Genomic DNA, 10,823 nt, shown 5'->3' with positions numbered 1-10,823 from the left:
ACCATCGGACTTCATGTCCCGCTGTCGAAACGGCCTCCTGCCCATCGGTCCACGTGCTTGTTAAGAGGCACGTGGACCATGCCACTATACATCCCTTCAAACAGACAAGCTTGTCGAACCACGCACGATGCCGATGCAACGAAGCAAGACCCCTAATGTGCCTCGGCTGCCAGAATGGCCTCGCTGCGGATTTCTTCCGTTAGCTTCAGCCGCATCCCGGTGAACTCGGGGCTTGCCTTCACCGTATAGTGCCGGGGATGGCCGAGCGGCACGGGCATGATGGATTTGATCCGGCCCGGCCGTGCTGACATCGTCACCACCCGCGATGCCATGAAGATCGCTTCCTCGATATCGTGCGTGACGAAGATGACGGTTTTCTGCTCGTGCTCCCAGATGCCGAGCAAGAGCTCCTGCATCAATCCGCGTGTCTGGTTGTCGAGCGCGCCGAAGGGTTCGTCGAGCAGCAGTATTTTCGGATTGTTGGCCAGAGCACGGGCAATCGCCGTGCGCTGCTGCATCCCGCCCGACAGCTGCTTCGGCCAGTGATTCTCGAAACCGCGCAGGCCCACCTTGTCGATATAGGAAGCGACGATGTCGCGCTTTTCCTTTTCGGCAACGCCGCGTTCGCGCAGGCCGAAGCCGATATTCTGCTCGATGGTCAGCCACGGAAACAGCGTATAGGACTGGAACACCACGCCGCGATCCGCGCCGGGGCCCGTCACTTCCTGCCCGTCGAGTGTCACGGTGCCGCTGGTCGGGCGGTCGAGCCCGGCGACGATGCGCAGGAGCGTGGACTTGCCGCAGCCGGACGGTCCGAGGATCGAAACGAAGTCGTTATGCGCCACGGTGAGGTCGGTGGGTTGCAGCGCCTCGGTCGGCTTGCCGCCGTGCACGCCCGGAAAGATGCGGCTGACGCCTTTGATGACGAGCGTGCTCATGCGAGCCTCCAGGCGAAAAGCCGGCGATTGACCGATTTGAACAGGAAATCCGAAATCAGGCCGATGACACCGATGACGATGATGCCGAAAATGATCTGCCCAGTGGCGAGGAGCGCCTGGCTGTTGATGATCATGTAGCCGATGCCCGAGGAGGCGCCGATCATTTCGGCAACGATGACATAGGTCCAGGCCCAGCCGAGCACCAGCCGCAATGTTTCGGCAATATCTGGCGCATTGGCCGGGATGAGGACACGCTTGACGATGCCGCTGTCATTGGCGCCGAGCGTATAGGCGGCTTCCACCAGATCGCGGCGCGTATTGGCGACAGCCACGGCCACCATCAGGATGATCTGGAACACCGCGCCGATGAAAATGACAAGCAGCTTTTGCATCTCGCCGATACCCGCCCACAGGATCAGGAGCGGAATGAAGGCCGAGGCGGGAAGATACCGGGCAAAGGAGACGAAGGGTTCCAGCATGGCCTCGATGGGCTTGTAGGCGCCCATGGCAATGCCGAGGGGAACGGCGATGATGGCCGCGATGACAAAGCCGCCGACGACCCGCCAGATCGTCATGCCGATATCGTAGAGAAAATTCTGCTGGGACAACAGGAGCCAGCCGTCATGCAGCATGGTCAGGGGATCGGCGAGGAATGTGCTGGATACGAAGCCGCCGAAGGTGGCGGCGGACCATGCCGCAATGAACAGGATAAAGAAGAGTACGCCAAGCAGGACGCGTGACGACGCCCCGATAGGCTGGAGAGGTTGAACCATGAGTGTTCCGATGCAAATGAGAAAGGAGAACGCGGTGTTGCCCGCGTTCTCCTGAAAAACGGCGGATTACTTGATGAAGCTGGTATCGACGATGGTGCTGATATCCGGCTTCTTCTTGATGACGCCGATTTCAAGCAAAAGGTCTGCCGCCTCGTCGGAGAATTTGGCAAAATCCTTCTCGAAGAAGGCCTGGTTGGCTGCCTTGTCCTGCCAGCGCAGATATTGCGCGGAATTGCCGAACACCTCTGCCGTCTGCTTCACGTCGGCACCCATGATCGCGTAGGCCTTGTCCTTGTCGGCTGCGATGAGCTCCAGCGCGTCGAAGTAGCTCTTGGCGAAGGCCTTGGCCGCTTCCGGATTCTTTTCGAGGAATGCATTGGTGCAGCCAAAAGTGTCCATCACGACGGGATAATCCAGCGTGGTGGCGATGATCTTGCCCTTGTCCGGGGCCGCGCGCACGGTGGAGAGATAGGGTTCATAGGTCATCGCCGCGTCGTTCTGCCCGGCAACGAAGGCCTGGGCCGCCGGTCCCGGCTCGAGATTGACAACCTTGACGTCCTTCAGCGACAGGCCGTTGTGCTTCAGCATCCATGCCAGGACGAAATAGGGCGATGTGCCGGGCGCCGATGCGGCGATGGCCTTGCCCTTGAGGTCGGAAATCTTGGCGACGTCGCTGCGCACGACCATGCCGTCGGCGCCGAACGACTTGTCCATCTGGAAAATCTGCTTGGTGGCGACGCCATTGGCGTTCCAGGCGATCCAGGTTTCCACCGTGGTGGCGGCGCACTGCACGTCGCCCGATGCCAGCGCCAGATGGCGGCTTGCCTGCGGAATCTTGGTCAGCGTGACGTCAAGGCCGTTCTTCTTGAAGATGCCGGCCTCCTTGGCCAGCGTCAGCGGGGCAAAGCCGGTCCAGCCGGACAGGCCGACGGAAACCGCCGTGTCCGCCTGTGACGGGACGGCGGATGCCAGAAGCGCCGCGCATGCGGCGCCGAGATACCATTTGAATGTCATCTGATTGACCCCTTTGTTCATTTTTTCGGCACGATGAATATAGAGGCATGATAGGCAGGCAGCTTTTCATTTGTCTAGACATAAGCTTGCGCCCGGATACAGAAAAAGCTGCCTGAGACATTTTGCATCGGCGCCGTCATTCGGCTAGAAGAAGATGGATCGGTTAACCGCTTGTCAGAACCTTCATTCCATAAATGCGCGACTCAAGATTGCGGCGCTGACGTGTTCGGATGAAACGGGCCATGCCGTAAAGACAGCTCATATTGGATCAGGACATTTTCTTGAAAACCCACGACGTTCTCAACCAGACACCCTCCATGATCGGCCTCAACGCCTATCTCGGCGATCCGTTGCTGATGCAGATCACCAAGCGGTTTCCGCAGGCGACCCGGACGGAGCTGGAACAAAGCGGCCGGTTTGTCCTGTCCGGTGATGCGCAGGATCTGGCGCGGCTCGCCAATACGGAAACGCCGAAACTGCGCACCCATGACCGTCAGGGCTTTCGCGTCGATGTCGTCGATTACCATCCAGCCTATCATGCGCTGATGCGCCGTTCCGTGGCGCAGGGCCTGCATTCGTCCATCTGGGAGGACGGCCCGACGGAAAACGGCCTGCGCCATCAGGCGCGCACGGCGCGCTTCTATACGGCAGCGCAGCTGGAATGCGGGCATCTCTGCCCGATCACCATGACCAGCGCGTCGCTGGCGGCCTTGATGTCGTCGCCAAGCCTGTACCGCGAGTGGTCGCCGCTGGTCCTGCCGCGCAAATATGATTCCAGCAACAAATCCCCGGCCAAGAAGGCAAGCCTGACGCTCGGCATGGGCATGACGGAGAAGCAGGGCGGCACGGATGTGCGCACCAACACCACGCGCGCCGAACCGGCCGGAAGCGGTTTTTACCGGATTACCGGCCACAAATGGTTCATGTCGGCGCCGATGTCCGATGCATTCCTGGTGCTGGCGCAGGCGCGGGAAGGCTTGTCCTGTTTCCTCGTGCCGCGCATCCTGCCGGACGGTTCATCCAACGGCTTCCGCTTCCAGCGCCTGAAGGACAAGCTCGGCAACCGCTCCAATGCATCGTCCGAAGTCGAATTCGACAATGCGCTGGGCCAGATGGTCGGCGGTCCGGGCGACGGTGTCAAAACCATCATCGACATGGTGACGCTGACGCGGCTGGACTGTGCCATCGCCTCGGCCGGGATGATGCGCGCCGGTCTTGCCGAGGCGGTGCACCATGCACGCCATCGCATCGTGTTTGACGGGCCGCTGTTCGACAAGCCGCTGATGCTGCGGGTCATGGCCGACATGGCGCTGGATGTGGCCGGCGCGACGGCGCTGACCTTCCGGCTGGCCCGCGCCTTCGACAATGCGGCGCAGAATCGCGGCGAGGCGGCCTTTGCCCGCGTGATGACCCCTGTGGTGAAATACTGGGTTGCCAAGATCGCGCCCGCCTTGCTGTACGAGGCGATGGAATGCCTCGGCGGCAACGGCTACATCGAGGAGGGCAATCTTGCCCGCCATTACCGCGAAGCCCCGGTTAATGCCATCTGGGAGGGCTCCGGCAATGTCATGGCGCTGGACGTGCTGCGCGTTCTCAAGCGCGGGCCGCAGCTGTTCGACGAGGTGCTGAACTGGATCGGCGCCCAGCTCGGGCGCGGCGGGCAGGGCACGGTCGAGGTGCTGCGCGCCGCCATGCGTGTTGCGGAAAATGACGAGGGCGCTGCGCGCATCCTGACCGAGCAGCTAGCGCTGGCCGCAGCGGGTGCGGAACTGCGGCACCTGCACTCGGAAGATATCGCCGATGCGTTCATCGAAACCCGCCTCGGCGGGCAGTGGCGCACCACCTACGGCATGCTCGATGCCCGTCACAACGCCAAGAGCATCGTCAACTCGCTCTATCCCCCGGCCAACTGAGCGCCATTTCTGCCGGCATAGCCGTCGCGCGTGGTTCGACAAGCTCACCATGAGGGAGGGTGAGGATTGCAGGGAGCTTTATCCTGCAATGTTTCCGATTGGCTTTGCAGCCCACTCATCTCCCTCATGGTGAGCTTGTCGAACCACGCATAACGCACAGTACCCGCTGTTTTTCGACGCGCCTGCACACCGCTTTTGTCAAATACGTGCATCGGCCGCTGATCGGCCCTCTCGCAGGGCCGAAAAGTGCCCCGGCTAATACCTTCAATTTTAATAAAATTTTTTTAAATTAACCTTAACAAACGGTTTACGTTGCGCCTAAACTCTTAGCAGATATCAATGTGATTCGAAAATACCTCGTGATTTCACGGGGTTACACAACCCGCCACCGTCTTCCCCGCTAGGAGAAATGAATGCGCAGCTTCCTGATATTCTGGGCAGGCCCGTTAAGCTTTCTGTGGGGTTGGTATTTTCTGTCGTACTACGATCTGAGCATGGGGATGTACTTCTTCAGCCGTGAAATGCACGATCTGGTCTTCACCATTTACGGCAATATTCTCGGGATCGCGCCGGACAGCATTCCGCCGCTGGTCGCCCGTGCCTGCATCGTCGATACGGGGCTGGTTTTCTGCCTGATCGCCTTCCGCCGCCGCAAGCAGATCATCGCCTGGGTCAAGGTGTGGCGGGCAAACCGTGCCGCCGCTGCGGCATCGGCCAATACGGCGCTGGCCTATTCGAAGGAATTGCCATCTGCGTTCTGACGCAGGCTCTGCAGGCGGTCCAGTGCCCCTTGCAGGATGAACGCCGCCGCAGCGGAATCGATCCGCTCGGCGCGTTTTTGCCGTGATACATCCATGCCAATCAGCGCGCGCTCGGCCGCAACCGTCGATAGACGCTCGTCCCAGTAGACGAAGGGCAGGTCGGTCAGCTTTTCCATGTTGCGCACGAAGGCGCGGGTGGCCTGCACGCGCGGGCCCTCGCTGCCGTCCATATTGACCGGCAGGCCGATGACGATGGCGCCGACATTGTCGCTTTTCAGCGCCTTCAGCAGATCCTGCGCGTCGTGGGTGAACTTGCTGCGCTTGAGCACTGGGCGCGGATTGGCAAAGGAAAAACCCCGGTCCGAAATGGCGATGCCGATGGTTTTCGTGCCCAGGTCGAGCCCCGCGACGGTCTGGCCGTCGGCGACATGATCTTCGAGCTGTTCAATGGTCAGAACCGTCAAGGGTGTTTCCTGCACTTGAATTGGCCGGCGAAAGGCCGTTGTAATTCGCCGTTGTAATTCGAATGAATGTCACATAGCTGCAATAGACGGTTGTGGCGAGCAAAGACTGACAATGGAAGGGAAAACCACATGAAGATTACCTGGCTTGGCCATTCGGCCTTTCGCATTGAAATCGCCCAGAGCACGATTCTGATTGATCCTTTCCTCAACGGCAATCCGGGTGCGCGCGGCGTCGACCCGAAGGAAGCGACACGCGGCGCCACCCACATCATCCTGACGCACGGTCATGGCGATCATGTCGGCGATACCGCCGCCATTGCCAAGGATACGGGTGCGGTGGTGATCGGCAATGCCGATCTGGTGACCTGGCTCAACAATCGCGGTGTCGCCCGGGTCGATCCAACCAATACCGGCGGGACCGTATCGCACAATGGCTTCACCGTGACCTATGTCAACGCGCTGCATTCCTCGGCACAGATCACCGAGGATGGCGTGTCGCATTCGCTGGGTTCGGCCAATGGCGTCGTCCTGCATTTCGACAATGAGCCGACGCTCTATCACATGGGCGATACGGACATCTTCTCCGATATGGCGCTGGTCAACGAACTGCATCAGCCGGAGATCGGCATCGTGCCGATCGGCGACCGCTTCACCATGGGCGGTGCCGTCGCCGCATTGGCAACGCAGCGCTATTTCAAATTCGCCAGGGCGATTCCATGCCATTACGGCTCGTTCCCGATCATCGACCAGACCGCCGACAAATTTGTCGCCGCGATGGAAGGCAGCAAGACGCAGGTCTTTGTCGCCGGGACAAATGATCAGTTTACGGTTTGAGTTTGGATTGCTAAAGCCGTTGTGATTTTGGTCGTCACCACGACGATAGGCTGAGTTACTGGAGGTATTGTGCGTAAACTATTCCTGATTTCCTGCGTCATGGCGTTGTCGACACCGGCTTTCGCCCAGACAATCGATGCCAAGGGCGCCGATGAGCTTGCCAATACCCTGTCGAAATATGTCGGCAAGACCGCACTCAGCAACGGCATTCTCAAGGTAACGCCGGAGGCCGACGGCTACCGTGTTACCTTCAGCACCGATGCTTTCCTCAAAACCATGCCGAAGCAGGACCTGCTGAAGGGCAGCCTGGGGGATTACAGCATCCTGACCAAGCCGCTGCCCGACGGAACATGGAATGTGACATCGGGCAACATACCTGCGGCGGCCTTCGACGTGAGCGGGCCCAAGGGTCCTGAGTCGTTCCATTGGTCGGTCGATGGCGGCAGCTGGACCGGACTGTTCGATCCGAAGATCGGCACGTTCTCGACCTCGACCTTCGCCTATGATGCGTTCAAGCTGTCGCTGAAGTCGGCGGAACAGGATATCGACGCCAGTGCCAGCGGAGCAAAGGGGCAGATGCTTGCCAAGGCCGCTGCATCGGGCGGCATCGATATCAATATGACGCAATCCCTCGCAAATTTCAGCGAAACGATCGTCACGAAGCTCCCCACTCTTGATGCGGCCTCCGAAGAAGGCGAAGCAGCCAAGACCGAAACGCCGGCTGCCGGTGAACCGGTGAAGGTGACGCTGCGCAGCGGCGAACTCGGCAGCGTTGCCGAGGGCAAGGGCTTCCGCAACCGGGAGCTCCTGGACCTGTGGGCATTCGTCGTCGCCCATATGGACGAGAAGAAGCTCAACAAGGACGGACAGGACGAGCTCAAGCTGAAGCTGAGGGCGGCCCTGCCGCTCTGGGACAAGCTCAAGGGCGAGTATCATTTCAAGGACTTCAACGTTGAAACGCCGCTGGGCAATTTCGCCGCCCAGAACATTTCGCAGGAAACCAACCTCGACGGCATCAGCAAGGATGGCGCCTATCACTATGCCATGCGCACCAATGGCCTGAAATATCCGGCCCTGCCGATCCCTGAATGGGGTGTGCCTTTCCTTCCGACCGATGTGGAACTGGTGATCGGGACTGCCGGTGTCGATCTCGATACGGTCGTCAAGGGCGCCATCGACGATATGGACCTGAACCGCGACAAGGTTCTCTCCGAGGGATTTGAAGCGGCAACGGCCGCACAGTTCCTGGTCAATCCGCCCAAGCTGGTGATTTCGAAGAGCCTGGTGCGCACCGCCGACGCGGAGCTGACGGTCGAAGGCGAGATGACCTTTGCCGGCCTGAAGCCCGCAAGTCACACCACCTGGGAAATGGCCGGTTTCGACAAGGTTGTCGAGCGCCTGAACAAGGCGGCGGAAACCGACGCCGAAATCCAGAATTACATCACCTTCGTCAAGCTGGCGAAGGATTTCGGCACGGAAGTCGACGGCGGACGGATCCGGTGGGTCGTCGATCAGCAGGCCGACGGTTCGGTTGCGATCAATGGCAATCCCGTGAAAGGTCCGGACCCGGTTGTTGAACCCGGCAGCGAGGATGTCATTGACGTGCCTGCACCCGACGATGAAGAAGACAATCCGGATGCGCAGGCGGACAAGGCGCAGTAATCGGCGCCTGGCATGCCGACTTGTCCGTTGCGCTTGCCCGCAACGGACACTATAGCTGCTTGATCAAGAATTGAATTTTCGGGAATCCCAATGTCTGTCGATATTTCCACCGTCAAACGCGTTGCGCGTCTTGCCCGTATTGCCGTGAGTGAGGACGATGCGACCCGCATGACCGGCGAACTGAATGCCATCCTCGGTTTCGTCGAACAGCTGAACGAAGTCGATGTGGCGGGTGTCGAGCCCATGACATCGGTCACGCCCATGGCCATGAAGAAGCGCCGGGACGTCGTCAATGACGGCGGCAAGGCGGCCGATATCGTTGCCAATGCGCCGGTCACCGAAGAGAATTTCTTCGTCGTTCCGAAAGTGGTGGAGTAAGGCGCAGCCATGACGATCACGGTCGCCATCGAAACGCCCCTGCAGGATGACGTCCGCGCCCTTGTGGATGCGCTGAATGCGCATCTTCTGCCGCTGTCGCCGGTCGAATTCCAGTTCAAGATGACGGTGGAAGAGATGGCGGGCGACGACACCACGGTGTTCATCGCCCGCGACGAAACCGGGCGGGCGGTGGGCTGCGGTGCGCTCAAGCAGCATGACGCGGAAACCGGCGAGATCAAGCGCATGTTCACCCTGCCGTCCGTGCGCGGCAAACGCGTCGGTTCGATCCTGCTCGAGGCCATAACCGGGCTCGCCCGCGACAAGGTCATGTCCCGGCTTGTGCTGGAGACGGGCGTCGGCCCCGGATTTGACGCGGCATGGCGGCTGTATGAGCGTTCCGGCTTCACCCGCTGCGGTGCGCTCCTCGATTATCCGGATTCGGAACACAGTGCATTTTACGAAAAGCGGCTCGCCCTCGCGCCAGCCCAATAAACAGGACTTGATATGACCGATCTGACCGCTCTCACCATTGCCGAGGCGCGCGACCAGCTGAAAGCCAGGGCGATCACCGCCACTGAGCTGACCAGTGCCTATCTCAAGGCAATCGAGACCGCGAACGGGGCCCTGAACGCCTATATCGCCGTCACGCCGGAGAAGGCGCTTGACATGGCCAAGGCATCCGATGCCCGTCTGGCTGCAGGCAAGGCCGGTGCGCTGGAAGGCATACCGCTGGGTATCAAGGACCTGTTCGGCACCGAAGGCATCCACACGCAGGCCTGTTCGCATATCCTCGACGGCTTCAAGCCGCATTATGAATCCACCGTCACCGCCAACCTGTGGGCCGATGGCGCCGTGATGCTCGGCAAGCTCAACATGGATGAGTTCGCCATGGGGTCATCCAACGAAAGCTCCTATTACGGTCCGGTGAAAAACCCGTGGCGCGCCAACGGCTCCAATGCCGATCTGGTGCCCGGCGGTTCGTCCGGCGGCTCGGCCGCTGCGGTCGCCGCCCGCCTGTGCGCCGGTGCGACGGCCACCGATACCGGCGGTTCCATCCGCCAGCCCGCCGCCTTCACCGGTACCGTCGGCATCAAGCCGACCTATGGACGCTGCTCGCGGTGGGGCATTGTCGCCTTCGCCTCGTCGCTGGACCAGGCCGGACCGATTGCCCGCGATGTGCGCGATGCGGCGATCCTGCTCAAATCCATGGCCTCGGTCGATACCAAGGACACGACATCGGTCGATATCGCCGTTCCCGATTACGAATCCATCATCGGCAAGCCGCTGACCGGCCTCAAGATCGGCATTCCCAAGGAATACCGGGTAGAGGGCATGCCGGAAGAGATCGAAAAGCTGTGGCAGCAGGGCATTGCCTGGCTGAAGGATGCCGGTGCATCCATCGTCGATATCTCGCTGCCGCACACGAAATACGCGCTGCCGGCCTATTACATCGTGGCCCCGGCGGAAGCCTCGTCGAACCTTGCCCGCTATGACGGCGTGCGTTACGGCCTGCGCGTGCCTGGCAAGGACATTGTCGACATGTATGAAAGGACCCGCGCCAGCGGTTTCGGCGACGAGGTCAAGCGCCGCATCATGATCGGCACCTATGTGCTGTCAGCCGGTTATTACGACGCCTATTACCTGCAGGCGCAAAAGGTCCGCACCCTGATCAAGAAGGATTTCGAGGACTGCTTCGCCAAGGGCGTGAACGCGATCCTGACGCCAGCGACGCCGTCAGCCGCGTTCGGCATCGGCGAGAAGGGCGGCGCCGATCCCGTCGAGATGTATCTCAATGATATCTTCACGGTGACCGTGAACATGGCGGGCCTGCCCGGCATCGCGGGGCCCGCGGGCAAGGACAGCCAGGGCTTGCCGCTCGGCCTGCAACTGATCGGCCGGCCGTTCGACGAGGAGACGCTGTTCTCGCTCGGCGAGGTGATCGAGCAGGCTGCCGGCCGCTTCACGCCGGCGAAATGGTGGTGAGCGATGGCCGAGTTCCGCGCCAGCCTGCATGACGCTGTGCCGGACTCGACGTTGTCGCCCGCGCTCGCGGCGTTGTGGTGGGCGGCGAAGGGCGATTGGGACC

General features: G+C 60.7%; 11 protein-coding genes. 7 read left to right on the top strand and 4 right to left on the bottom strand.

Annotation, left to right across the window (positions count from 1 at the left end; translation table 11 throughout):
• Window positions 1-152: 152 nt before the first annotated feature.
• The 3 genes from RDL77_RS24120 to RDL77_RS24110 form a co-directional block, all read right to left on the bottom strand.
• Window positions 153-938, bottom strand: coding sequence for an ABC transporter ATP-binding protein (locus RDL77_RS24120; RefSeq protein WP_223615160.1), 786 nt, complete (start codon window positions 936-938; stop codon window positions 153-155).
• Window positions 935-1,711: an ABC transporter permease gene (locus tag RDL77_RS24115; RefSeq protein WP_223615159.1), complete on the bottom strand. Its 777-nt coding sequence runs from the start codon at window positions 1,709-1,711 to the stop codon at window positions 935-937. The genes RDL77_RS24120 and RDL77_RS24115 overlap by 4 nt, the downstream gene beginning before the upstream one ends.
• 66 nt (window positions 1,712-1,777) lie before the next feature.
• Entirely contained in the window at window positions 1,778-2,725 is a 948-nt protein-coding gene (locus RDL77_RS24110) for an ABC transporter substrate-binding protein (RefSeq protein WP_223615158.1), read from the bottom strand.
• A 281-nt stretch (window positions 2,726-3,006) separates the two neighbouring features.
• Between RDL77_RS24110 and RDL77_RS24105 the strand changes: the two genes are divergently transcribed.
• Together RDL77_RS24105 and RDL77_RS24100 are read left to right on the top strand one after the other, a co-directional pair.
• Entirely contained in the window at window positions 3,007-4,638 is a 1,632-nt protein-coding gene (locus tag RDL77_RS24105; RefSeq protein WP_223615157.1) for an acyl-CoA dehydrogenase family protein, read from the top strand.
• 413 nt (window positions 4,639-5,051) lie between these two features.
• A complete protein-coding gene (locus RDL77_RS24100; RefSeq protein ID WP_130269200.1) occupies window positions 5,052-5,399 on the top strand; it encodes a DUF6105 family protein in 348 nt (115 codons plus the stop codon).
• On the opposite strand, the gene ruvX is transcribed toward RDL77_RS24100, so the two are convergent.
• On the bottom strand, window positions 5,369-5,863 hold the full coding sequence (ruvX, locus tag RDL77_RS24095) for a Holliday junction resolvase RuvX (protein ID WP_105733017.1): 495 nt from the start codon (window positions 5,861-5,863) through the stop codon (window positions 5,369-5,371). The two genes, RDL77_RS24100 and ruvX, sit on opposite strands and share 31 nt — an antisense overlap.
• Before the next feature lie 129 nt (window positions 5,864-5,992).
• On the opposite strand from ruvX, the gene RDL77_RS24090 reads away from it, so the two are divergent.
• The 5 genes from RDL77_RS24090 (at window position 5,993) to gatA (ending at window position 10,720) form a co-directional block, all read left to right on the top strand.
• Entirely contained in the window at window positions 5,993-6,697 is a 705-nt protein-coding gene (locus tag RDL77_RS24090) for a metal-dependent hydrolase (protein WP_223615155.1), read from the top strand.
• Between the two features lie 69 nt (window positions 6,698-6,766).
• On the top strand, window positions 6,767-8,359 hold the full coding sequence (locus RDL77_RS24085) for a hypothetical protein (protein ID WP_288195017.1): 1,593 nt from the start codon (window positions 6,767-6,769) through the stop codon (window positions 8,357-8,359).
• Window positions 8,360-8,449: 90 nt separating this feature from the next.
• Complete coding sequence (gatC, locus tag RDL77_RS24080) at window positions 8,450-8,737, top strand: Asp-tRNA(Asn)/Glu-tRNA(Gln) amidotransferase subunit GatC (protein ID WP_223615153.1); 288 nt, start codon at window positions 8,450-8,452, stop codon at window positions 8,735-8,737.
• Between the two features lie 9 nt (window positions 8,738-8,746).
• Entirely contained in the window at window positions 8,747-9,229 is a 483-nt protein-coding gene (locus tag RDL77_RS24075) for a GNAT family N-acetyltransferase (protein ID WP_288195016.1), read from the top strand.
• A 12-nt stretch (window positions 9,230-9,241) separates the two neighbouring features.
• Window positions 9,242-10,720: an Asp-tRNA(Asn)/Glu-tRNA(Gln) amidotransferase subunit GatA gene (gene gatA / locus RDL77_RS24070; protein ID WP_288195015.1), complete on the top strand. Its 1,479-nt coding sequence runs from the start codon at window positions 9,242-9,244 to the stop codon at window positions 10,718-10,720.
• Window positions 10,721-10,823: the final 103 nt, after the last annotated feature.

The organism is uncultured Phyllobacterium sp. (assembly GCF_902479695.1).
GTDB classification, from domain to species: Bacteria; Pseudomonadota; Alphaproteobacteria; order Rhizobiales; family Rhizobiaceae; genus Phyllobacterium; species Phyllobacterium calauticae.
Note: the sequence above shows the minus strand (reverse complement) of the source record. Positions and strands in the feature narration are given on the sequence as shown.

Excerpts from the sequence above, each read along its gene's own strand:
- RDL77_RS24090 (WP_223615155.1), top strand. The coding sequence starts at position 5,993 with ATGAAGATTACCTGGCTTGGCCATTCGGCCTTTCGCATTGAAATCGCC.
- RDL77_RS24100 (WP_130269200.1), top strand. The coding sequence starts at position 5,052 with ATGCGCAGCTTCCTGATATTCTGGGCAGGCCCGTTAAGCTTTCTGTGG.
- RDL77_RS24115 (WP_223615159.1), bottom strand. The coding sequence starts at position 1,711 with ATGGTTCAACCTCTCCAGCCTATCGGGGCGTCGTCACGCGTCCTGCTT.
- RDL77_RS24120 (WP_223615160.1), bottom strand. The coding sequence starts at position 938 with ATGAGCACGCTCGTCATCAAAGGCGTCAGCCGCATCTTTCCGGGCGTG.
- RDL77_RS24075 (WP_288195016.1), top strand. The coding sequence starts at position 8,747 with ATGACGATCACGGTCGCCATCGAAACGCCCCTGCAGGATGACGTCCGC.
- RDL77_RS24110 (WP_223615158.1), bottom strand. The coding sequence starts at position 2,725 with ATGACATTCAAATGGTATCTCGGCGCCGCATGCGCGGCGCTTCTGGCA.
- gatC (WP_223615153.1), top strand. The coding sequence starts at position 8,450 with ATGTCTGTCGATATTTCCACCGTCAAACGCGTTGCGCGTCTTGCCCGT.
- gatA (WP_288195015.1), top strand. The coding sequence starts at position 9,242 with ATGACCGATCTGACCGCTCTCACCATTGCCGAGGCGCGCGACCAGCTG.